Genomic DNA, 23102 nt, shown 5'->3' with positions numbered 1-23102 from the left:
TCTCGTGTCGCCGCGCATGAGCCCATCCGGAAATGACCGGCAAACAAAACGCGCCCGAAAAGGCTACATTCTTGTCAGGCGCACAAAAAGTCTTTATGGGTACGACAACTGCAACGCCCCACAGGTTAGCACACGCGACCGGCAGGCCATGGATGCGCGTGCCCACCATTTACCCCTGCCCACGACGAGGTTTGCCCGCGGATGACCATGCCGAGCCGGCGGCGAGAGTTCAAGGCCGCGCGGGCAGCAGCGCCCCGGCCAGCTCGCGCCAGCGCGGCATGGCCGTTTTGCCCAGATCTGTGCCGATCACCTGGATGCCGACGTGGTCAGCACCTGCGTCGAGGTGGTCCTGCAGTTTACCGACAATGGCCTCTATATCACCCCAGAACACCAAGTCATCCACGAGCCGGTCGCTGCCCCGGCCACCATCGATGTCCGCTTCCGTATAACCGAGGCGAAGGAATTTGGCGACGTTGTACGGGGTCGTGAAGTAGACGTGCAGGTGCTCGCGAGCGACCTCACGTGCCCGTTCGGGGTCGCTCTCGAAGAGCACCGCCTGCTCGACGCCCAGGAACGGCCGCTCGCCCAGCACCTCCCGCGCCTGCGCGGTGTGCCGGACGGTGACGTGGTAGGTGTGCGCGCCCTCGGCCCGGTCGCGGGCCAGTTCGAGCATCTTGGGCCCGTACGCCGCCAGCACCCGCCGCATCGGCGCCCGCGGCTCCGGGTTGGGGCCCGTCGTCGCGTCCATGGCGTCCAGGTAGTCGGCCATCGCCCGCAGCGGCTTGGTCCCCGGTCGCGGCTCCCCTCCAAAACCCAGGCCGAGCAGGTGCCGGTCGGGGTAGGCGTCGGCCAGCAACAAGGCCGCGCCCCGCGCCCACCGCGGCCCACGGGACCAGATCTGCGCGATGCCGTTGACCACGGCGATCCGCCGGGTGCAGGACAGCAGGAACCCGGCCTGCGTCAGCGCCTCGCGCCCCTCCAGCTCCGGCACCCAGATCGCCGGCCAGCCGAGCTCCTCGAGCTCCTGGACCGACTCCCGCATCACACTCGCCGGCTGCCCCTCGAAGTCGAACGTCCAGACCCCGAAGCGCCCCAGCTCCATCCCCTCGATCGCGCCCATGTCTCTCCAGACCGCCTCTCATCGCGTTCCAACGAATCGAAGTATCGCAGAAAGTCGATATGAAGCAAAACCGGCGTTCCACGGGGCGGGTGTCGCTAGAGAGAACGTCCGAGCACGTCGACGAGCTGGGCGATGCGTTCCTCGTCGCGCCGGTAGTGCGTCCACTTCCCCACACGCGTGGAGCGGACCAGCCCGGCACGCTCCAGAGCCGACATGTAGGCGGAGACGGTCGACTGCGCGAGCCCAGTCTTGGCGTGGATATGGGTGACGCACACGCCGACCTCGTACGGGTCGGCGATCCTCTCCGCCGCCGGAAAGTTACGCTCGGGGTCGCGCAACCACTGCAGCAGCTGGAGGCGTACGGGATTGGCGAGCGCCTTGAACACCTCGACCAGCTCTGTGGCATCAGGTGAGGATTGTGCGTGTGTGGTCATGGCCGCCGGGAAGGTACGGGTCGAATCACTACAATTCGCGGAACCTCGATATGATACACCGGCTCCCCCGGAGCTGACTGTCTGCCCGACGCGGCGCAGCGGACGGCTAGGTTCCGCGCCGCGTACGAGCCCCGTGATCCTCAGCTGGTGACGGTCACGTCGCGCAGCATGAAATATCTGACCGCGTCGGCCTGCAAGAAGAGGTGGAACTTGTTGGCCTTGGACTTGGCCGTGGTGTCAGCGGTGACGATGGTGGCGATCACGTACTTCTTGATGGCGTTCGCCCGGATCTTCCCGTAGGCGTACGTCGTGAACGTCATGTCCCTGCGGGTGCTCACCGCGTTCGAGGTACGCTTCGCCAGCTTCGCGACGGCGGCCTCGGCGGCCTTCTCCGTCGGGAACGCCATCGTGACCTGCACCGCCTTCAGATGCCCCCGGTAGGAGGTGTAGGCGACCTGGATGGCGCGCTCGCACTTGTTCTTGGCCAGCACGCCCTCCCCGTCCACCGGGTCGCACGTCTCGTACGTCCACCCCGCGACCTTGTTGGCCGAGTAGGTGGCGGAGGGCAGTTCGAGCCTCCAGTCGTCGAACTCCGTCTCGGCGATCGGCGAACCCGGCGCGGCCTGCCCCGAAGGGCTGCCGGTGGGCCCAGTAGTCGGATCCGTGGTCGGATCGGCGGCCGGGCCCGTCGGCTCGGTGGTCGGATCGTCGAACGGGTCCCAGGACGGCATGCCCGACGGCTCACCTCCGAGGCCCCCCGACGGTGGGCTGGACTCCCAGGGCGCCGCCGTGGGCGACGACGAGGTGTCCGGCAGCGCGGTGGTGGTCCCGGAACCGGAGGAGTTGAGGTAGGAGACCGCGCCGACCGCGCCACCACCCAGCACCAGCAACCCCAGGCCGACGGACAACCCGATGATCAGGGTGCTGTTGCGCTTGGGAGGCGGCGAGCCGAGCTCGTAGTCGTAGTCGTACTGAAGCTGGGATGGTCCGTAGGGACCGCCTTCGCCGTAGGGGCCGCCTCTGGCGTACGGATCCTGCCCGTACGGAGGTCGCGAGCCGTACGGGCTCTGCGGCGGGTTGGGTAACCCGGATGGCGGGCCGCCCTGCCGAGGTTGTGGTCCGTGCGCCGGGCGGCCCGGCCTCTGGACGGTGTCCTGCGGCCCATGGCCGGGCCACGGGGCCGCCGGGCCGGACGGTGGCTGCCCGTACCCGGGCCGGCCCTGTCCCTGCGGCGCTCCCTGCGTCTGTCGGCCCCACGGATCCTGCGGGTGAGGCTGTTGGGGGTAACTCATGGCCCCATTGTGGGATCGTTCGGCGGCCTTACCCTGCGTACACCGCCAAACGGCATGGGACTGAACCGGACCTCACCGCCGGCACGTACTAGAGCGAAGGCCCTGTCCCCGATGGGGTCGCGCGGAGGGGAAGGTGCGCCATCGCTCTGAGGACGTTGTGGGGCCGGTGGACGGGAGGACCCGCTGGTGTGAGCGTACGGATCCGGCTGGCCAGAGCCTTGAGGAGCGTCTCGGCTTCGAGCCGGGCGATGGCCGCGCCGGCGCAGACGTGGACGCCCGAGCCGAAGGCGAGATGTCCCGTGCCGGGACGGGTCAGGCGGAAGTCGTCGGGGTCCTGCCAGGCTCGGGGGTCGGTTGGCGGCTCCGAGGAAGCACAGGACCTTCTCGCCCGGTGACGCCGACGGCGTCGGGGAAGACCCGCAGCGGGTAGACCTGGGCCAGGTCGGTCACCGCGTCGAACGTGCCCTTGCGTACGACCTCGGCGGCGAGTTCGTCGGCGCGGCGCTCGAACTCGGGCCGGAGGTCCTCGATCGCCCGTCGCGACATCACCCGGGAGACGACCCTGCGGACGCGGCCGTGCGCCGGCGGGTCGGCCTCCAGCAGCAGGCTCAGGGGCCGCCACGGCTTCTCCTTCATGAAGTTCGCCAGCCCGATGCCCGCCGAGGAGCAGAAGGTCTCGTAGTCGCGGATGACCTGCTGGGACTCGGCGTGCCTGGCGGTGGCCCACACCTGGTGCCGCTCGAGGAAGAACACCGGGCCGGCCTCGCGGAGCCGTTCGTAGAAGGGCTCGGGATCACGCTGAAAATCCGCTCCGAACGGATCGATGTCCATGATCCCACCTCTTCGTCGCCTCTCTCAGCGTGCCCGGCCCCGGTGCAGGAGACAAGCGGCTCATCCGTGGCGGCGGGTGAGCCGCAGGTAGAGCAGGCTGAGCAGGGCCAGGCCCGCGCAGGCGGCGAGTGCGGCGGAGGCGCCGGCGGGCAGGAGGAGGCCGCCGAGCGCGGTGCCGAGGGCGATCCCGGCGTACAGCGCGGAGGCGTTCAGTCCGATGACCACGGCGGTCTCATGGGGCGCCGCGTTGATCAGCCGGACCTGCTGCGCCGGGGTCTGGAACCAGGTGGTGGCGCCCCAGGCGACCATGAGCAGCGCCGTCAGGGGCAGCCAGTGCACGCCCGCCCCCGTCGCCCAGGCGAAGGCGGCCAGGGTGAGGGTGAGGCCGGCGTAGCCGGCGGTCTGGACGCGGATGGGGCCGTACCGGTCCACCCGCGTGCCCGACAGCAGGTTGCCCAGGACCGCGCCGACGCCGTACAGGAACAGCAGCCAGGTCTCCTCCCCCGCCCCCGCGCCGAGCGCGCGCAGGACGGGGACGGCGAAGGCGTACAGCCCGTAGCCCGCTGCCATGCCGGCCACCGTCAGCGGCAGCACCGCGAGCACGCCGGGGTGGCGCAGGGTGGCGAGCCGCGTGCGCAGGGGGATGCGGGGTGCGCCGGGCAGGGCGGGCATGATCGCGAGCACGCCCACGGCGGCGATCGCGCACAGCGCGGCGACCAGGCCGAGCGCCGCCCGCCAGTCCAGCGCCTTCCCCGCGAGGTTGCCCAGCGGCACACCGAGCGCGGTGGCGGCCGTCAGCCCGCCGACCACCACGGCCAGCGCCTTGGCCCGCTGCGCGGGCGCGACCAGCGAGGAGGCGGCGGCGCCCGCGTTCGGCGTGAACGCCGCCGCGCCGAACGCGGCCAGGACGCGCGTGACCATGAGGACGGGGAAGTTCGGCGCCAGCGCCGAGCCGAGGTTGGCCAGCGTGAGGACGACGAGCGCGCCCACGAGCAGCCTGCGGCGCGGCATCCAGGCCAGCACGGTGGCCAGGATCGGCGACAGTACGGCGTAGGCGATCGCGAACACCGTCGCCGACTGCCCGGCGGCGGCGACCGTGACCTGCAACGACTGCGCCATCGCGGGCAGGAACCCGGCGACCACGTAGGCGTCGGTCCCGACGGCGAACGTGCCGAGCGCGAGGATGGTGGTGGAGCCGAGCCCGTGCGCCGTGGCGCTCTCGTTCTCCGTTCGTCGATCTATCGGGATGTTCGGCATCCCCATTCCTTTCCCGCGACCGCCGAGTCCGGCAGCGCGATCAGCCGGTCATGTCCTGACAGTGATCAGCCGGTCATGTCCTGACAGTGATCAGCCGGTCATGTCCTGATAGTTGCGCCGGGTGCGCTCGGCGCCTGCGGGGCTGCCCTCCATCAGGTCGGCGATGGTGTGCGCGGCGAGCTCCCGCCGCCAGGCCAGCTCCGCGCGGCGCATCAGGCCCGCGATGCCGCAGGGCCGCGCGAACTCCGCCCCGCCGCCGCGCCCGCTCTCCCCGCGCAGCCGGATCTCGGCGCAGCGGAACGCCTCCTCGGCACCCTCCAGAGCGGTGACCACGTCCATCACCGTGATCTGCTCGGGCGGCCTGGCCAGCGACCACCCGCCCCGCACGCCCGGGCTCGACGTCAGGATCCCGGCCCTGACGAGCGCCTGGAGCCGCTTCTTCAGGTATTCCTGCGGCAGGTCGAACCAGGCCGCCAGCCGCCGGATCGACACTGGGCCCTGGTCGCGCAACCAGCCCAGCGTGACGCAGCAGTGCAGCCCCCACTCGACGCTCTCCCCCATACGCATAACCGGGACTATACACATCCCGGTTTGGGGTCAGCCCTGGGGGTCGAACGGGATGCCCGCCGGCTTGGCCTTCGTCAGCTCCCCGTTGAAGGAGGCGTCCTTCAGCCCGAACACGGCCGAGCCGAAGTCGTGCGCCACCAGGCGGTCGCGCAGGCCGGCCGGGTAGTTCTCCCAGCCGACCAGCGGCGGGAACTGCCAGGTGCCCTTGTGGTTCTCCGGCGGCTCGGTGGCACTGGCGAAGCGGAAGGCGTGGGTGGAGAGCCCGTCCTTGTGGTAAATGATCTTCGCGTGGGTCCCCTCCCAGTACAGCTGCGCACGCGGGCGCACGCTGTACTGGCCGTGCGCGGAGGCGGCCACGTACTGCGCCGTGCCGTTCTGGACCCAGACCACGACGTGCTCCCAGTCGTGCCGGTGCCCGCAACATCCGGGCAGCGTCTGGTCCTTCTCGAAGTAGAGCCCGTACACGTACGCGCACCACCCGTTGTTGCACTTGGAGCGCGAATAGGAGTTGGTGTTGTCCAGGTCGGACAGGTCATGGCACTGCCCGTTGACCGCGCCCCCCAGCGCCAGTCCCGGTGCGATGACGCCGTCGCGCCCGATGGCGGGCGTCGGATAGCAGCCGTCCCCGTCGTAGTCGAAGGCGGGCTGGTAGGTGCGGTCACTCGACGGCGCGGCCCCGTCGAGGGCGGTCGGCGGGGCGGCGAGGGCGGCGCCGGGGGTGGCTAAGACGATCGCGGCGGCGCTCACCAGTACGCACACGGCGGTGCGGGGACGTGTGATCACGCCTCCATGAGACGACGGCGAACCGCCGCCGTCCATGGCCCTCGGGCGAACATCAGGAAAGAACATCGGGAAAGTGGCGGCGGCGATGGACACCGCCGCCACTTCGATCAGTCCATCTCCACGACGGCCTGGCTGAACTGGGCCGAGTACAGCCGGGCGTAGGCGCCGTCCGCCTCCAGCAGCGACTCGTGCGTGCCCTGCTCGACGATCCGCCCGTTCTCCATGACCAGGATCAGGCTGGCGTCGCGGATCGTGGACAGCCGGTGGGCGATCACGAAGCTCGTACGCCCCTCGCGCAGCGAGTTCATCGCCCGCTGGATGAGCACCTCGGTACGGGTGTCGACCGAGCTCGTCGCCTCGTCCAGGATCAGGATCGCCGGCTCCGACAGGAAGGCGCGGGCGATCGTGATGAGCTGCTTCTCGCCCGCGCTGACCGTCGCGCCCTCCTCGTCGATCACCGTGTCGTAGCCGTCGGGCAGCGTGTGGGCGATGCGGTCCACGTGCGCGGCCTCGGCGGCGGCCTCGATGCGTTCGCGCGTCGCGCCTTCCGCGCCGTAGCCGATGTTCTCCGCGATCGTGCCGCCGAACAGCCAGGTGTCCTGGAGCACCATGCCGATGTTGGCGCGCAGCTCCTCCCTGGACATCTCGGCGACGTCGACCCCGTCGAGCGTGATGCGGCCGCCGGTCACCTCGTAGAAGCGCATGATGAGGTTGACCAGGGTCGTCTTGCCCGCTCCCGTGGGGCCGACGATGGCCACGGTCTGGCCCGGTTCGACGGTCAGCGACAGGTTCTCGATCAGCGGCCGGTCCTCGGCGTAGCGGAAGGACACGTTCTCGAACGCCACCCGGCCCCTGACCTGGTCAGGCCGCGCGGGCTTGGCGGGCTCGGCCGACTGCTCCGGGGCCTCCAGCAGCTCGAAGACCCGCTCGGCCGAGGCGACGCCCGACTGCACGAGGTTCGCCATGCCGGCCACCTGGGTCAGCGGCTGGCTGAACTGCCGCGAATACTGGATGAACGCCTGCACGTCGCCCAGCGAGATCGAGCCCGAGGCCACCTTGAGCCCGCCCACCACGGCGACGAGCACATAGTTGAGGTTGCCGATGAACATCATCGCCGGCTGGATGACCCCGGAGATGAACTGGGCGCGGAAACTGGAGGCGAACAACGCCTGGTTGTGCTCGGCGAAGGTCTCCGCGGCCTCCTTCTGCCGGCCGAACACCTTGACCAGCGTGTGGCCGCCGTACATCTCCTCGATGTGGCCGTTGAGCTTGCCCGTCGTGGCCCACTGCTTGATGAACTGCGGCTGGGAGCGCTTGCCGATGACCGTGGTGACCCACACCGACACCGGCACCGTGACCAGCGCGATGAGCGCCAGGATCGGCGAGATCACGAACATCATCGCCAGCACCCCGATGACCGTCAGCAACGACGAGATGAGCTGGCTCATCGTCTGCTGCAGCGACTGCGCGATGTTGTCGGTGTCGTTGGTGGCGCGGCTGAGGATCTCGCCGCGCGGCTGGCCGTCGAAGTAGCTCAGCGGCAGCCGTGCCAGCTTGGCCTCGATCTGCCGGCGCAGCCGGTAGGCCGCCCGTTGCACGACGGTCGTGGTCATCCGGAACTGGACGATCCCGAGCGCGGCGGCCAGCAGGTAGATCACCAGCACCCACCCCAGCACCTGGGACAGAGCGGTGAAGTCGATGCTCTGACCGGGCACCACGCTCATCGCCGACACCATGTCGGCGAAGGTGTCCTGGCCCTGGGCGCGCAGCCCCGCCACGGCCTGTTCCTTGGTCGCGCCGGCGGGGAGCTGGGCGCCGATGATGCCGGAGAAGATCAGGTCGGTGGCGTGGCCGAGGATCTTGGGGCCCGTGACGGTCAGCGCGACGCTGGCCGCGCCCAGGGCCAGGATGACGATCAGCAGCGGGCGCTCGGGGCTGAGCAGGCGCATCAGGTGACGCAGGGTGCCGCCGAAGTCGAGCGCCTTCTCGGCGGGCCCGCTCATCATTCTGCCTGGGCCGAAAGCGGGTTGCGGACGGCGCGCGGGCGCCTGTGTGGTCATGCCGCCGCCTCCTGTTCGGTGAGCTGGGACAGGACGATCTCCCGGTACGTGGGGCAGGTGGTCATGAGGTCGGCGTGGTCACCGCTGCCGACCACGCGGCCCTCGTCGAGCACGAGGATGCGGTCGGCGTCGCGGATCGTGTTCACGCGCTGGGCCACGATGACGATCGTGGCCTCGGCGATCTCCTCGGCCAGCGCGGCGCGCAGCCGGCCGTCGGTGGCGTAGTCGAGGGCGGAGAAGGAGTCGTCGAACAGGTAGATCTCGGGCCGGTGCACCAGGGTCCTGGCGATGGCCAGGCGCTGACGCTGGCCGCCGGAGACGTTCGTGCCGCCCTGGGCGATCGGCTCCTCCAGGCCGCCGGGCATCGCCTCGACGAACTCGCGGGCCTGGGCGATCTCCAGGGCCCGCCACAACTCCTCGTCGGTGGCGTCGGGGCGGCCGTACCTCAAGTTGGAGGCGATGGTGCCGGTGAAGAGGTAGGGCGCCTGCGGGACCAGGCCGACCGTATGGGCGAGCACGGTCTGGTCGAGGTCGCGTACGTTGACGCCGTCCACCAGCACGTCGCCCGCGCTCGCGTCGAACAGGCGCGGGATGAGGTTGAGCAGCGTCGTCTTGCCGCTGCCCGTGCTGCCGATGATCGCGGTGGTACGGCCGGGCCGCGCCACGAAGCTCACGTCGGACAACACCGGCTCCTCGGCGCCCGGGTAGCGGAAGCCCACGGAGCTCAGCTCCAGCTCGCCGATGCGGCGTTCCGGAATGACGGGATTGGCGGGCAGGTGGACGGTCGGCTCGGTGGAGAGCACCTCGTCGATGCGCTCGGCGCAGACCGAGGCCCTGGGGATCATCATGAACATGAACATCGCCATCATCACCGACATGAGGATCTGCATCAGGTAGGAGATGACCGCGGTCAGCGCGCCCACCTGCATGCTGCCGTCGGCGATGCGATCGGCGCCGAACCAGACCACGCCGACGCTGGACAGGTTCACCACCAGCATGACCGAGGGGAACATCAGCGCCATCAGCCGCCCGACCTTCAGCGACACATCGGTCAGCTGGTCGTTGGCCACGCCGAAGCGCTCGCTCTCGTGCTGGTCGCGGACGAAGGCCCTGATGACCCGCATGCCGGTGATCTGCTCGCGCAGCACCTGGTTGATGCGGTCGATGCGCTCCTGCATCGTGCGGAAGAGCGGGTGCATCATCCGCACGATCACGCCCACGATGAGGATCATCACGGGCAACACGACGAGCAGCAGCGACGACAGCGCCACGTCCTGGCGCAGCGCCAGCACGATGCCGCCGACGCACATGATCGGCGCCGCCACCATCATCGTGAACGTCATCAGCACCAGGATCTGGATCTGCTGCACGTCGTTGGTGGTCCGGGTGATCAGCGACGGCGGGCCGAACTTGTTGACCTCCTGGGCCGAGAAGTCCTGCACCCGGTGGAAGATCGCGGCCCGCAGGTCCCTGCCCATGGCCATCGAGATCAGTGCGCCGTAGTAGACGGCCACGGTGGAGCAGACGATCTGGACGAGCGTCACACCGAGCATCACCAGCCCGATGCGCATGATGTAACCGGTGTCGCCTTTGACGACACCGTCGTCGATGATGTCGGCGTTGAGTGTGGGGAGATAGAGCGTGGCCAGTGTCTGCACGAACTGGAAGAGGACGACGAGCGTGATCTCTTTCCCGTACGGCCTGAGCTGGTCCCGCAGGAGACGGAGCAGCATCACGAGGCGCTTTCTGTCGTAGGGGTGGGGGTGGGCCGGATGAGCAGCCCGTCGAGCAGAACGGAGACGATCTCCTCGTCGTCCATGTCTCCGAACTCGCCGCCCAGGCCGAAGCCGCGGTAAACGCTGGCCGCGATCAGCATGAGCAGCAGTTGTGCCGCGGCCTCCGGCGAGCGGCGCAACCGGTCGCGGTCAGGCTCGATCAGGGCGGCGACTCCGCCCTGGACCTGGCGCCGGTTGTCCATCATCCGCTCGTGGAACTCGGGGTCGTCGGCCATCAGCCCTTTGGGCCCGGCGATGAGGTTGGCGTTGGCCTTCATCCCGCCGCGTATCATCGCCACCGCCTGGCGCAGCCGCTCGCGCAGCTCGACCTGCGGGCCGATGGCCGCCAGCGCCTCCACCGCCGGCCTCGGGTCGAACGCGCTCATCAGCGCCGCCCGCAGCAGCGAGGCCTTGTCGGGGAACGCGCCGAAGATCGTGCCCTCGGCCACGCCCGCCGCCTCGGCGATCTGGCGGGTGCTCACGGCGGTGCCGTGCTCGCGCAGCAGAGGAAGCGTGGCGGCGATGAGCGCGGCCCGGCGGTCTTCTGGCGCCATGGCCGGCACCCGTCGCCTTCTGGTCATGGGACAAGTGTAATGAGCGAGTACTCACTCGTTCAAATCATTATTTGTCCCATGACGGCGTTATGTGACCGCGCGCAGCAACAGATCGCGCAGAACGACCTGCTCCTCCTCGTTGAGCCGGCCGAGAGGGGCGTCGATGTCAACCAGGACCCGCCGGAGCACACCCGTTTCCGCCGCATCCTGCACGGCACGTTCACCCCCAGGCGGATCGAACACTGGCGGCCCCGCGCGGCGGCCATCGCCGGCGGGTTGCTCGACGCGGCGGGCGAGGAGTTCGACGTGGTCGCGGACTTCGCGCTGCCGCTGCCCGCACGGGTGATCTGCGAGCTGCTCGGCGTGCCGATGGACCGCTTCGAGCAGTTCCGCGGCTGGACGGAGATGTTCCTGTCCACCTCGCGGGCGACGGAGGCGGCCAGAGCGGAGGGGCTGACGGCGTTCATGGCCTACGCCCGCGACCTGATCGCACGGCACCGGGCCGAACCGGGCGAGGACCTGATCGACGTGCTCATCGAGGCGCGCGACGAGGGCGACGGGCTGAGCGAGGACGAGCTGACCACCATCGTGTTCACGCTCATCCTGGCGGGGCATGAGACCACCGCCTCGATGATCACCAGGGGCACGTTCCGGCTGTTGTGCCATCCGGGGCAGTACGCCGAGCTCACGGCCCGCCCGGAGCTGTTGGGCCCGGCGGTGGAGGAGATCCTGCGGCACGAGGGCCCCGGCGGGAACGGCATGCTCCGGCGGATGACCGACGACGTCACGGTGTCCGGCGGGACCGTCGCGGCCGGGGCCGTCGTGCTGCCCAACCTCGCCGCCGCCAACCACGACCCGGCGGTGTACGAGGACCCGATGCGTTTCGACATCCACCGGTTCGCCGCCGGCACGGCCACTCCGCACCTGGGCTTCGGCCACGGCCCCCACTACTGCCTGGGCGCGAACCTGGCCAGGATGGAGTTGCAGGAGGCCTTCCGCGCCCTGGTGTCCCGCCTGCCCGGCCTGTGCCCGCGGGAGGAGCTGGCGGACGTGCGGTGGAGCGACGACGGGTTCGTGTACCGGCCGCACCGGCTGCTGGTCAAGGCCGGCTGAGACCGCCGTCACCGCTGGTCAAGGGCGGCTGAGGTCGCCGTCACCGCTGGTCAGGGGGCCTGAGACCGCTGTCACCGCTGGTTGAGGCCGGCTGAGGTCGCCGTCACCGTCGTACCGGACAGGAGGAAGGCCGCGGCCCCGCGGGCGATGCGGGGACGCGGCCTTCCTGGTCATGGGTCACGCCGGGGTGGGGGCCTCCTGCTTGGCGGGCTGCTCGGGCAGGTCGAGGCTGTCGCGCAGCTTCGCCGGCTTGAGGAAGACCGCGGCGATGAGGCCGACGACGGCGATCGCGGCCGAGATGAGGAAGATGTGGCCGGTGGCGTCGCCGTACGCGGCCCGGACGATCTCCTTGATGGGCTCCGGCAGCGCGGCGATGTTCAGGCTGCCGCCGGCCTTCGCCGCGTCCCCGGTGAGGGGGATGCCGGCCTTGGTCAGACCCTCGGCGATGCTGGTCGCGACCCGGTTGGCCAGGACGGCGCCGAGCACCGACACACCGACGGTGCCGCCGAGCGAGCGGAAGAACGTGACCGCGCCGCTGGCCGCGCCGATCTCACGCAGCGGGACGGTGTTCTGGATGACCAGGACGAGGTTCTGCATGGACATGCCGACGCCGATGCCGACGGCCAGCATGTAGACCGAGATCAGCACGATCGGGGTCTCGTGGTCGATGGTGGCCAGGCCGGCGAAGCCCGCCAGCAGGACGATCAGGCCGGCGAGGATGTACGGCTTGGTCTGGCCGCTCTTGGAGACCATCCTGCCGCTGATGGTGGAGGAGAACAGCACACCGATCATCATCGGGATGGTCAGCAGGCCCGCGGCGGTGGGACCGTACCCGCGGCCGATCTGGAAGTACTGGCCGAGGAAGACCGAGCCGCCGAACATGGCCATGCCGACCGCGAGGCTGGCCAGGATGGCCAGCGCGGGCGTACGCCGCTTGATGACGTGCAGCGGCACGATCGGCTCCCTGACCCGGGACTCGACCCAGGTGGCCAGGGCGAGCAGCACCACGCCGCCGCCGGCCATGGCCAGGGTCTGCCAGGACGACCATTCGAAGGAGTTGCCGACGAAAGTGACCCAGATGAGCAGGATGCTCACGCCGGCCGCGATGAGGGTGGCGCCCCAGTAGTCGATGCTCACGTCCGAGCGGCGCGCGGTCCGGATGTTCAGGGTCTTGGCCAGCAGCACGAAGGCGGTGATGGTGAACGGCACGGCGATGAAGAAGCACCAGCGCCAGCCGAGCCAGGAGGTCTCGGCGATGAGGCCGCCGATGAGCGGGCCGGCGACCGTGGCCACGGCCATGACGGCACCGAGGTAACCGTTGTAGCGGCCGCGCTCCTTGGGCGAGATCATTGCGGCGATGACGACCTGGGTGAGGATCTGCAGTGCGCCCATGCCCAGGCCCTGGATGGCGCGGAAGGCGATGAGCTGGCCGGTGTTCTGCGCGAACCCGCAGGCCAGCGAGGCGACCATGAAGATCACGATGGCGATCTGGAGCAGCAGCTTCTTGTCGAACAGGTCCGCGAGCTTGCCCCAGATGGGCGTCGAGGCGGTCGAGGCCAGCAGGGATGCGGTGACGACCCAGGTGTACTGCGACTGACTGCCCTTGAGCGCGCCGATGATCTGCGGCAGCGCCACCGAGACGATGGTGGCGCTGATCATGGCGACGAACAGGACGAGCAACAGGCCGCTGAGGGCTTCGAGGATTTGGCGGTGGGTCATCGGCTCCGCCGCGGACGGCGCTGCCGGCTGGGCACTCACACGCAACCTCCGATCTAGGAGAAATGGATGCAACTTGGACACCTTACATGCTCAAGGGGCAACTTTGCGCACTGAGCATTTATTCCCATCGGGTAAGGTTGCTCACATCATGGGCAGTACAGCAGGGTTGCGCGAACGTAAGAAGGCCGAGACCAGGCAGGCCGTGCACGAGGCCGCGCTGCGGCTGGCCGTCGAGCACGGCCTGGACAACGTCACCGTCGAGGCCATCGCCGACGCCGCCAACATCTCGCGCCGGACGTTCTCCAACTACTTCGACGGGAAAGAGGACGCGCTGCTGTTCGGTGACGAGCAGCGACTGGGCACCCTCGTACGGCGCGTACGCGAACAACCACGGGACCAGTCCCCCTGGCAGGCGCTGCGCGGCGCGCTGGACAGCCTCTACGACGAGAGCGGCGGCCCCGACCGGGAGTGGCACCTTCGCGCCCGGCTGGCCATGCGCCATCCGTCGCTGCTGGCCAGGCAGCTCGCCAACAGGGTGCGGCTGGAGCAGGAGCTGAGCCGGGCGGTGGCCGAGCGGGAGGGGCAGGACGACGCCGCCCCCGAGATGATCGCCGCCGCCTTCCTGGTCGCGATGCGCGTCGCCACGCAGTGGTGGTGCGGCGAGCACGAGACCCGGACGCTGCGCCAGCTCACCGACCAAGCGCTCGACCAGGTCGCCCAGCCCTTCACCTGAGCTCCCCGCACGACCTGCCCCAGCCCCGGTCGGCGTCCCCGTGCTCAGCGCTCTGGGCGACCTCCACCTGGGCGTGGGCGTGGCCGCCGCCACCCTGCTGGTGGGGGTCGCGGTGCGCGTACGCGGCTGACTCACCCGGCTCGGCGCGGCGGACACGGTGGAGCCTCTGGACGTCCCGTAGCGGTAAGCACCCGCCCCTGAACCGGTCGAGACCAGGTCAGGACGGTCGAGCCGCTCCAGGCGATTCATCGCGCCCCGGTTATAACGGGAGCGATCTTCGCGGAGAGGGACAAAGGAAATGATCAGAACGGCCACCTGCGTGTGCCTGCTCGTCGCCCTGTGCGTGCCGGGGCAGGCGGTCGCCGAGCCCGACCTGCCGCCCGCGGCGGCGCCGCTGAACCCGGTGCCCGCGGCGGCGCCGCTGAACCTGGTGCTGGACGGCGATTCGTTCTCGCTCCGCGACGCCTTCGCGATCCTGGAGGGCCGTCCCCTCTCCGCGCGGCTCGCGCCCGGCGTCCCCGCGAACCTGAACAGGACGCGGGCGGGCGCGCTGGCGGCCCTGAACGATCAGCGGGTGTACGGGTGGAACCAGGCGCTCGGGCCGCTGAAGGACCGTCCGCTCTCGCTGGAGCAGGCCGCGCAGTTCCAGCAGAACGTCCTGCGCTCGCACGCGGCGGGCGTCGGGGAGCCGTTCCCTGACGACGTGGTCAGGCTCGCCCTGGTCCTCAAGGCGAACCAGCTCGCCAGGGGCAAGGTCGGCGTACGGCCCGAGGTGCCGCTGCGGTTGCTGTCCATGGTGAACGCCGGGGTGCTGCCCCGGATGCCGCAGATCGGCTCGCTGGGCACCGGGGACCTGCAACCGCAGGCCGCGGCGGGCCTGGCGGCGCTCGGCGGGGAGGCCCCGGTGCGGTACCGGGGCGTGGAGGGGCCGGCCTCCGAGATGTTGCCGAGGGCGGGGCTGCCCAGGGAGTTCGTGTTCCAGGCCGGGGAGGCGCTGCCGATCGTCAGCGGCAGCACCGTGGTGGCCGCCTCGCTCATGAGCGCCGTGCACCGGGCGACCGCGCTCGCCCACCAGGCGGAGGGCGCCTTCGCGCTGTTCCTGGAGGCGACCAGGGCCGAGCGGGGGTCGCTGGACGCGCGTACCCACAGGGAGCGCCGCATCCCCGAGGAGGAGGCGGTCGCCGCGCGGCTGCGCGCGATGGTGGCGGGCTCGGGCTGGATGACGGAGGCGGGCCGCAGGCGCCTCGACCCGGCGAACTACGAGCCGCGGATCCAGGACGCGGTGTCGGTACGGGCGGCGCCCCACATCCTGGCCGGCCTGCGGCAGGTGCTGGCCGACGCCCGTACGGCCCTGGTGCGGGAGGCCAACTCCTCCACCTCCAACCCGCTGATCTTCAGGCGCGACGCAGGCCCCGGGTACGAGTTCGTGATGGGCGGCAACTGGGACGGCTCCGTCATGGGCCACCTCGCCGACAGCCTGAACGCGGAGCTCACCGACGTCGGCGTGCTGTCGCAGGAGTTGTCGGGCCGGCTGCTGTCCCCCCGCTGGAGCTACGGCCTGCCCGCCAACCTGGCCGGCGGGTCGGTCGGGCTGAACTCGGGGATGGTGCAGGTGCAGACGGTGGCCGCCGCGCTGGTCCCGGAGATGCAGGTCAGGGCCACCCCGGCGGGCACTCTGTCCCGGCCGGTCAAGGACGGCCAGGAGGACCACAACACGATGGCGATGGCCTCGGTACGGCACCTGCACGAGAACCTCGACCGGCTGGAGATCGTCCTCGCGGTCCAGTTCCTGATGGCGGCCCAGGGCATCGACCTCATCTCCGGGAGGATGTCGGGCCTCGCGCTCGGCCCCGCCGCCACGGCCCTGCGCGAGGAGCTCAGAAGGTATGTCCCGGTCCTGGCCGACGACCGCTATATGACGCCTGACCTGGAGCGGGCCATCTGGCTGGTCCGCAACCGCCGCCTGCTCCCGCGTGTCACGGGCACGGCGACCTCGGACCTCAGATGAGGGTGCCGGCGTCGAGACGGTAGAGGGCGCTCAGGAGCGGCCACGTCAGGGCGGCCATCTCGGCCGGAGGGCGGGGGCAGCCGCGCTGGAGCCAGTCGGAGGCCACCCCGATCAGCGCCCCGGCCGTGAACGCGGCCGGCACGTCGTGCGGCATGTCCAGCGGCGTCCCGGCGTGCTCCGGCAGCTCGCCGCTGGTGACGGCCGCCCGTAGCCGGTCGTGGACCTCGGCCGCGGCACGGCGCCTGATGTGGTCGACGACGCGTGCGCTGCCCTGCGGCCCCAGCAGCGCACGGTAGAGCCCGGCGTGCTCGGCGAGGCTGGCGAAGAACGCGGTCAGCGACTGGGTCACCTCGGGCGCCAGGGCCTGCGAGCGGGGGCCGGGGCTCGGCAGGGACGCCATCAGCCGGTCGATCATCGCGGTGCAGGCGGCCTCGGCCAGCTCGTGGACGTCGCGGTAGTGGTCGTAGAAGGTCGAGCGGCTCACGCCGGCGCGTTCGGCGACGTCGGCGACGCTGATGCGGGGCAGGTCCTGCTCCTCGACGAGTTGGATCAGCGCGCGTGCCAGGGCCGCCTGGGTGCGGCGTACGCGCCGGTCACCCGAGGGGGAATTGCCGTCTTTGGTGGAGCCCACACCCTTCACAGTACCTCCTTACTACACGTGCAGGTTTTCCGACACATGTAGGGTAATGTGATGACACGGGACGACGGAAAGGATCACGACATATGCGTATAAGTGCAGGTCGGGATGCGGTAGGGCGCGGGCCTTGCCGAGTGGTCCGCCGCTGGAGCGACGCGGCGTGACCCCGCCCGGGAGCATTCTGATCGTCGGCGCGTCGGCCGCCGGCCTGAGCACGGCAGAGGCGCTGCGCCGGCAGGGGCACCAGGGCCGGTTGACGCTGCTCGACGCCGAGCCTCACCTGCCTTACGACCGGCCGCCGCTGTCGAAGCAGGTCCTCGCCGGGACCTGGGAGCCGGGCCGCGCCCAGCTCCGTAGCCAGGAGCACCTCGAAGCCCTGGGCGCCGAGTTCGTACGGGGCGAGGCGGCCGTCGCGCTGGACCCGGCGGAGCGGGCGGTCACCACCGCCTCGGGCCGCGTGTTCAGGGCCGACGCGCTGGTCATCGCCACGGGACTGAGCTCCTGCCGATTGCCGGGACAGGACGGGCTGGCGGGCGTGCACACGCTGCGCGGCCTGGACGACGCGCTCACCCTGCGCGCCCACCTGTCCGGCGCCAGGCGGCTCGTGGTCGTCGGCGAGGGCGTGCTCGGCGCGGAGATCGCCGCCACGGCCCGCGCCATGGACCTGGACGTCACCCTCGCCGGCATGGGTGACGTCCTGCTGGGCGACCAGCTCGGCGCCGTCATCGGCGGGCTGCTCGGCCGCACGCACGCCGATCGCGGGGTGCGCCTGCGCCTCGGCGCCACGGTCGAAGGGCTGACGAGCGCGGAGGGAAGGGTCACGGGCGTACGCCTGGAAACGGGCGAACTCCTGGACGCCGACGCCGTGGTGGTGGCCATCGGCTCCCGCCCGGCGACCGCCTGGCTGGCGGGCAGCGGCCTGACCGTCCAGGACGGGGTGGAGTGCGACTCGCGCTGCCGCGCCGCCGACGGGATCTACGCCGTGGGTGACGTGGCCTCCTGGCACCACGAGGGGTACGACCGCCGGCTCCGGCTGGAGAACCGGACCAATGCCACGGAGCAGGCCCAGGCGGTGGCGGCCAACGTGCTCGGCGCCGATCGCCCGTACCTGCCGATCCCGTACTTCTGGACCGACCAGTACGACGTCAAGATCCAGGCCCACGGCCTCCCGTCGCCCACGGCCGAGGTGAGCATCACCGAGGGCGACCCGGAACAACATCGCTTCGCCGCCGTCTACCGCGAGGGCGGCGAGATCACCGGCGTGCTGGGCTGGAACATGGCCAAGCAGGCTCGCATCCTCAGACAGCAGTCCCTCGGCGGCTGGCAGCGCACCCAGCCCCTCTCCACCGCGTGACCAAGGAGACCCACCATGAGCCTCGACGAGCAGGTACTGAACTACCCGATCCCGAACGACACGGCGCTGGAGCCGCCGCCCGAGTGGGCCGAGCTGCGCGGCAAGTGCCCGGTGGCCCACGTGAAGCTGCCCAGCGGCGACCAGGCGACGCTGCTGACCAAGTACGACGACGTCAAGCAGGTCCTCGCCGACCCACGCTTCACCCGCCAGCTCTCCGCCCCCGACGCGGCCCGGCTGACGGCGGAGGGCGGCGGCGTGTTCAACAGCGACGTCGCGAACATCATCCCCGACAGCGGCGACGAGCACCTGCACTGGCGGCGCCTGGTCGGCAAGTGGTTCACCGCCAAGCGCATGGCCGCCCTGCGTCCGGCGATGGCCAAGATCGCCGATGACCTCATCGACGAGATGGTGGCGGGCGGCGCGCCCGGCGACCTCAAGGCCGGCCTGGGCTTCCCGCTGCCGGTGTACGTCATCTGCGACATGCTCGGCGTGCCGGCCGAGGACCGGGACCGGTTCTCGTACTGGTCCGACACGTTCCTCAACCTCACCCGCTACACCAAGGAAGAGATCGACGCCGCCCAGGCCGAGTTCTTCCAGTACATGTCCGACCACGTCAACGCCAGGCGGGAGCAGCTCGGCGATGACCTGCTCAGCGAACTGCTCGCGGTCGGCGGTCCTGACGAGGGCGGGCTGAGCGACCTCCAGATCCTGGTCACCGGTATGGCGCTGCTGGTCGCGGGGCACGAGACCACCGCGAACATGATCGGCAAGATGATGGGCATGTTGCTGGCCGACCGCACCCGCTGGGAGCGGTTGCTGGCCGACCCGTCGCTGATCCGCACGACCGTGGAGGAGTCGCTGCGCTTCGACGCCAACTCCGGCTTCGGCCTGCCGCGCTACCTGCCCGTCGAGACCGAGGTCGACGGCACGGTCCTGCCCAAGGGCACCACCGTGATCTGCAGCATGGCCGCCGCCAACCGCGACGAGAGCGCCTTCGAGGCCGCCGACGAGATGGACCTGACCCGCAGCCCGAACGCGCACCTGTCCTTCGGCTCCGGCGCGCACTCCTGCCTGGGGCAGTCGCTGGCCCGTACCGAGCTGCAGGTCGTCCTGGAGGTGCTGCTGCGCAGGCTCCCGACACTGGAGCTGGCCGTGCCGGCGGAGGAGCTGCGGCGCGTGGAAGGGCTGGCCGTCGGCGGCCTGAGCACGGTCCCGGTCCGCTGGTGACCACTGAACGACAAGGAGGGAACCCGAGATGAAAGTCATCGTCGACGAGGAGAAGTGCTGCGGCGCCGGCTCGTGCGTGCTGCTCGCGCCCGAGGTCTTCGACCAGCGTGAGGACGACGGCATCGTGATCCTGCTCGACGCCGAGCCCGCGGCGGACCAGCACGCCCTGGTCCGCGAGGCCGCCGCCGTCTGCCCGGGCGCCGCCATCGAGGTGAGCGAGCAGGCCTGAGGTCACCGCCGCCCTCGTTCCCGCGTCCCGCGCTCCGCCGGTGTCACGAGAACGAGGGCGGCCTCTTGTCCAGGAACGCCCGCACGCCCTCGGCGTGGTCGCCACTCGTCCGACATGAAAGTTTCACTTTCAGGAATCCGACGTGTTAGCCCCTGACCGGCGACGACACCGGCCTGCCCGGAATCGGCCACAGGCCTCCCATTGACGACAGGAAAGCGCTTTCCTACATTCACAGTCGTTCACCACCGTGCCAGCTGTTCACATATGTGGACGGCTGGCAAGATCCAAGGAGTCGATTGTGAGAAGGACGACCCTGGCCAGGGTGACGGCGGCGATCGTCGCCGCACTGACCATCGCGGGCGGCGTGGGCAGCGGCCCCGTTGCCTCCGCCGCCTCCGCCACTGCCTCCGCCGCTGCCGCCTGGCCGTCGCCGAGCGGCCAGAAGGCGGTCGGCGCGACGATCAACGTGTCGGGCACGCTCGACGGCAAGATGGTCCGCCACTACGGCACCGGCGACCTGGGCAGCGGCGGCCAGGACGAGGGCCAGGACCCGATCTTCAAGCTCGCCAACGGCGCCGTGCTGAAGAACGTCATCCTCGGCTCACCGGCCGCCGACGGCATCCACTGCACCGGCACCTGCACGCTGCAGAACGTCTGGTGGGAGGACGTCGGCGAGGACGCGGCCACGTTCAAGGGCACGTCGTCGTCGCAGACGATGACGATCGACGGCGGCGGCGCCAGGTCGGCCAGCGACAAGGTCTTCCAGCACAACGGCCCCGGCACGATGAACATCAGGAACTTCCAGGTGGACAACTTCGGCAAGCTCTACCGCTCCTGTGGCAACTGCTCCACGCAGTACAAGCGGAACGTCGTCATCTCCAACGTGACGGCCACCTCTCCGGGCAAGACGCTCGCCGGGATCAACACCAACTACGGCGACACCGCGCGGTTCTCCGGCATCACGATCGTCGGCGACTCCAGCAAGAAGATCGTCATCTGCGAGAAGTACCGGGGCGTGACCAGCGGCGAACCCACCAAGATCGGCTCGGGCGCCGACGGCGTCAACTGCGTCTACTCCAGCTCGGACATCACCTACCGATAGGGAGCACATCATGCGCACCTTACGACGCGTCCTCGCGCTGGCCACCGGCCTGGCCGCGGCGCTCGCCGGACTGACCGCGACCGTCCCGCCCGCCTCGGCCGACACCCCGCTCGTCGGCTGGGCCACCCAGGGCGGCGGCACCACCGGTGGCGGCGGCACGCCGCCGACGACCGTGTCCTCGGCCTCGGCCCTCACGAGCGCCCTGTCCTCCGGCTCCACCGCCGTGATCAGGGTCTCCGGTACGATCTCCTGCTCGGGCATGCTGAAGGTCGCCTCGAACAAGACCGTCATCGGCAACTCGGGCGCCACCATCTCCGGCTGCGGCTTCAACGTCACCAAGGCGTCGAACGTCATCATCCGCAACCTGACCTTCCGCAACTGGAACGACGACGGGATCAACGTCCAGTACTCCACCCGGGTCTGGATCGACCACAACTCCTTCACCAACGGCTACGACGGGGCTCTCGACATCAAGCGGGCCAGCGACTACGTCACCGTCTCCTGGAACAAGTTCTTCGGCCACGACAAGACCATGCTCCTGGGCCACAGCGACGACAACGGCGCGGAGGACCGGGGCCACCTGCGCGTGACGTACCACCACAACTGGTTCGACGGCACCAACCAGCGCCACCCGCGCGTCCGCTTCGGCAACCCCGTGCACGTCTACAACAACTTCTACGGCAACGTCGGCAGCTACGGCGTGGCCTCCACCCAGGAGGCCGGGGTGCTCGTCGAGGGCAACTACTTCGAGAACACCGACGACCCGTTCCACCTCGGCGAGGCCAGTTCCCCGGCGGGCACCCTGGTGGCCCGCAACAACCACTTCGTCGGCTCCGGCAGCGGCCAGAGCGGCGGCAGCGTGAAGTCGATCCCGTACTCGTACTCGCTCGACGGCGCCTCCAGCGTCAAGTCCGTCGTGACGGCGGGCGCCGGAGCGGGCCGCATCTCCATCTGAGGCGGCCCGCGGCCGTGAGCGCGGCCGGCCTCCCGCGTTCACGGCCCCACATGAGATCTCCTGGTTACGGCCGGGCCGAATCTGAGTCGCTTGACTTAAATAAGTGACGTGACTTAGATGGCATCGAGCAAGCCGCCGTCCCCAGGGAGAACGATCGTGACCGAGGCGCCCGAATATCCTTTCCGCAACCCCAGCGCGCTGGAGCCGCCCCAGGAGTGGGCCGAGTTCCGGCAGGGCTGCCCGGTGGCGCCGATCCGGCTGGCGAGCGGCGATCAGGCGCTGCTGCTGACCCGCTACGACGACGTCAAGCAGGTCCTGTCCGACCCGCGTTTCACCCGCCAGCTCGACGCCGAGGACGCCGCCCGGGTCACGGCCAACGAATCGGGCGGCGTGTTCGGCAGCGGCACCAGCATGAGCGGCGATGAGCACCGGGCCTGGCGGCAGCTCTTGGGCAAGGCGTTCACCGCCAGGCGGGTCACGGCGATGCAGCCCAGGATCCAGGCCATGGCCGAGCACCTCGTGCGGGAGATGGTCTCGCGGGGGGCGCCGGCCGACCTGGTCGGGTCGGTCGGGTTCCCGTTGCCGGTGTGGGCGATCTGCGATCTGCTCGGGGTGCCCGACTCGGACCGGGGCCGGTTCGCGTACTGGTCGGACACCATGCTCAGCATGACGAAGTTCGGCCAGGAGGAGATCGACGCCGCGCAGGCCGAGTTCGACGCCTACCTGGTCGCGCTCGTCGGGGCCAAGCGCGCGGAGCCGGGCGACGACCTGGTCAGCGAGCTGCTGTCGATCGTCGAGGGGCTGGACGGGCGGCTGACCGAGCAGCTCATGCTGGGCACGGCCAAGGGGCTGCTGGTGGCCGGGCACGAGACCACCGCCAACATGATCGGCAAGATGATGTCGATGGTGCTGGCCGACCGGGCCCGCTGGGAGTCCCTGCTGGCCGACCGCGCACTGATCCGCCCGGCGGTGGAGGAGGTGCTGCGCTTCGACGCCAACCCCGGCTTCGGCATGCCGCGTTACCTCACCGAGGAGGTCGAGGTGGCCGGCGAGAAGCTGCCCAAGGGCACCACGGTGATCTGCAGCATGGCCTCGGCCAATCGGGACGAGCGGCAGTTCGAGGGTGCCGGGGAGATGCGGCTGGACCGCTCGCCGAACCCGCACGTGGCCTTCGGTGTCGGGCCGCACTCCTGCATCGGCCAGGCGCTGGCCCGTACCGAGTTGCAGACCGTGCTCAAGGTGCTGCTCGACCTGCTGCCCACGCTGGAGCTGGCCGTCCCCGCCGCCGAGCTGAAGCGCCGCGAGGGACTGCTGGTCGGCGGGCTGGAGCAGGTTCCGGTCCGGTGGTGAAC

General features: G+C 70.2%; 22 protein-coding genes. 9 read left to right on the top strand and 13 right to left on the bottom strand.

Annotated features, from left to right (window positions below):
- Positions 1-229 precede the first annotated feature (229 nt).
- From ACFPZ3_RS47515 to ACFPZ3_RS47465, 11 genes are all read right to left on the bottom strand, one after another.
- Positions 230-1120 (bottom strand): TIGR03620 family F420-dependent LLM class oxidoreductase, encoded by an 891-nt coding sequence (locus ACFPZ3_RS47515; protein WP_379521015.1) that lies wholly within the window; start codon positions 1118-1120, stop codon positions 230-232.
- Between the two features lie 95 nt (positions 1121-1215).
- Positions 1216-1554: an ArsR/SmtB family transcription factor gene (locus tag ACFPZ3_RS47510; RefSeq protein WP_379521014.1), complete on the bottom strand. Its 339-nt coding sequence runs from the start codon at positions 1552-1554 to the stop codon at positions 1216-1218.
- A gap of 140 nt (positions 1555-1694) precedes the next feature.
- Positions 1695-2846 carry a hypothetical protein gene (locus ACFPZ3_RS47505; RefSeq protein WP_379521013.1) on the bottom strand — a complete coding sequence of 384 codons (1152 nt, stop codon included), beginning with the start codon at positions 2844-2846 and terminating at the stop codon, positions 1695-1697.
- 88 nt (positions 2847-2934) lie between these two features.
- On the bottom strand, positions 2935-3162 hold the full coding sequence (locus tag ACFPZ3_RS47500) for a hypothetical protein (RefSeq protein ID WP_379521051.1): 228 nt from the start codon (positions 3160-3162) through the stop codon (positions 2935-2937).
- Positions 3159-3677 carry a cytochrome P450 family protein gene (locus tag ACFPZ3_RS47495; protein WP_379521053.1) on the bottom strand — a complete coding sequence of 173 codons (519 nt, stop codon included), beginning with the start codon at positions 3675-3677 and terminating at the stop codon, positions 3159-3161. Before ACFPZ3_RS47495 ends, ACFPZ3_RS47500 begins: the two co-directional genes overlap by 4 nt.
- Positions 3678-3737: 60 nt before the next feature.
- The gene (locus ACFPZ3_RS47490; RefSeq protein ID WP_379521012.1) at positions 3738-4934 is read right to left on the bottom strand and encodes an MFS transporter; all 1197 of its coding nucleotides are present in this window, start codon (positions 4932-4934) and stop codon (positions 3738-3740) included.
- Positions 4935-5024: 90 nt separating this feature from the next.
- On the bottom strand, positions 5025-5501 hold the full coding sequence (locus tag ACFPZ3_RS47485; protein WP_379521011.1) for an RrF2 family transcriptional regulator: 477 nt from the start codon (positions 5499-5501) through the stop codon (positions 5025-5027).
- Between the two features lie 30 nt (positions 5502-5531).
- Positions 5532-6284: an NPP1 family protein gene (locus ACFPZ3_RS47480; protein ID WP_379521010.1), complete on the bottom strand. Its 753-nt coding sequence runs from the start codon at positions 6282-6284 to the stop codon at positions 5532-5534.
- Positions 6285-6391: 107 nt separating this feature from the next.
- Positions 6392-8344 carry an ABC transporter ATP-binding protein gene (locus ACFPZ3_RS47475; protein ID WP_379521009.1) on the bottom strand — a complete coding sequence of 651 codons (1953 nt, stop codon included), beginning with the start codon at positions 8342-8344 and terminating at the stop codon, positions 6392-6394.
- The gene (locus tag ACFPZ3_RS47470) at positions 8341-10077 is read right to left on the bottom strand and encodes an ABC transporter ATP-binding protein (protein ID WP_379521008.1); all 1737 of its coding nucleotides are present in this window, start codon (positions 10075-10077) and stop codon (positions 8341-8343) included. Before ACFPZ3_RS47470 ends, ACFPZ3_RS47475 begins: the two co-directional genes overlap by 4 nt.
- Complete coding sequence (locus tag ACFPZ3_RS47465) at positions 10077-10700, bottom strand: TetR/AcrR family transcriptional regulator (protein WP_379521007.1); 624 nt, start codon at positions 10698-10700, stop codon at positions 10077-10079. The genes ACFPZ3_RS47470 and ACFPZ3_RS47465 overlap by 1 nt, the downstream gene beginning before the upstream one ends.
- Before the next feature lie 51 nt (positions 10701-10751).
- Between ACFPZ3_RS47465 and ACFPZ3_RS47460 the strand changes: the two genes are divergently transcribed.
- Entirely contained in the window at positions 10752-11786 is a 1035-nt protein-coding gene (locus tag ACFPZ3_RS47460; protein ID WP_379521006.1) for a cytochrome P450, read from the top strand.
- A 177-nt stretch (positions 11787-11963) separates the two neighbouring features.
- On the opposite strand, the gene ACFPZ3_RS47455 is transcribed toward ACFPZ3_RS47460, so the two are convergent.
- Positions 11964-13505 (bottom strand): MDR family MFS transporter, encoded by a 1542-nt coding sequence (locus tag ACFPZ3_RS47455; RefSeq protein ID WP_379521005.1) that lies wholly within the window; start codon positions 13503-13505, stop codon positions 11964-11966.
- A 148-nt stretch (positions 13506-13653) separates the two neighbouring features.
- On the opposite strand from ACFPZ3_RS47455, the gene ACFPZ3_RS47450 reads away from it, so the two are divergent.
- Together ACFPZ3_RS47450 and ACFPZ3_RS47445 are read left to right on the top strand one after the other, a co-directional pair.
- The gene (locus ACFPZ3_RS47450) at positions 13654-14238 is read left to right on the top strand and encodes a TetR/AcrR family transcriptional regulator (RefSeq protein WP_379521004.1); all 585 of its coding nucleotides are present in this window, start codon (positions 13654-13656) and stop codon (positions 14236-14238) included.
- A gap of 298 nt (positions 14239-14536) precedes the next feature.
- Positions 14537-16246 (top strand): HAL/PAL/TAL family ammonia-lyase, encoded by a 1710-nt coding sequence (locus ACFPZ3_RS47445; protein WP_379521003.1) that lies wholly within the window; start codon positions 14537-14539, stop codon positions 16244-16246.
- Here ACFPZ3_RS47445 and ACFPZ3_RS47440 read toward each other — a convergent pair.
- The gene (locus ACFPZ3_RS47440; protein WP_379521002.1) at positions 16239-16877 is read right to left on the bottom strand and encodes a TetR/AcrR family transcriptional regulator; all 639 of its coding nucleotides are present in this window, start codon (positions 16875-16877) and stop codon (positions 16239-16241) included. The genes ACFPZ3_RS47445 and ACFPZ3_RS47440 overlap by 8 nt on opposite strands.
- 166 nt (positions 16878-17043) lie before the next feature.
- On the opposite strand from ACFPZ3_RS47440, the gene ACFPZ3_RS47435 reads away from it, so the two are divergent.
- The 6 genes from ACFPZ3_RS47435 to ACFPZ3_RS47410 all read left to right on the top strand — a co-directional run bounded on the left by ACFPZ3_RS47435 (position 17044) and on the right by ACFPZ3_RS47410 (position 23100).
- Complete coding sequence (locus ACFPZ3_RS47435; protein ID WP_379521001.1) at positions 17044-18237, top strand: NAD(P)/FAD-dependent oxidoreductase; 1194 nt, start codon at positions 17044-17046, stop codon at positions 18235-18237.
- A gap of 15 nt (positions 18238-18252) precedes the next feature.
- Entirely contained in the window at positions 18253-19464 is a 1212-nt protein-coding gene (locus tag ACFPZ3_RS47430) for a cytochrome P450 (protein ID WP_379521000.1), read from the top strand.
- 28 nt (positions 19465-19492) lie between these two features.
- Positions 19493-19693, top strand: coding sequence for a ferredoxin (locus tag ACFPZ3_RS47425; RefSeq protein WP_379520999.1), 201 nt, complete (start codon positions 19493-19495; stop codon positions 19691-19693).
- 298 nt (positions 19694-19991) lie between these two features.
- Complete coding sequence (locus ACFPZ3_RS47420; RefSeq protein ID WP_379520998.1) at positions 19992-20795, top strand: pectate lyase; 804 nt, start codon at positions 19992-19994, stop codon at positions 20793-20795.
- 10 nt (positions 20796-20805) lie between these two features.
- Complete coding sequence (locus ACFPZ3_RS47415) at positions 20806-21750, top strand: pectate lyase family protein (RefSeq protein WP_379520997.1); 945 nt, start codon at positions 20806-20808, stop codon at positions 21748-21750.
- A 117-nt stretch (positions 21751-21867) separates the two neighbouring features.
- Positions 21868-23100: a cytochrome P450 gene (locus ACFPZ3_RS47410; protein WP_379520996.1), complete on the top strand. Its 1233-nt coding sequence runs from the start codon at positions 21868-21870 to the stop codon at positions 23098-23100.
- The last annotated feature ends 2 nt before the right edge of the window (positions 23101-23102 follow it).

It is taken from the genome of Nonomuraea insulae (assembly GCF_042656245.1).
Note: the sequence above shows the minus strand (reverse complement) of the source record. Positions and strands in the feature narration are given on the sequence as shown.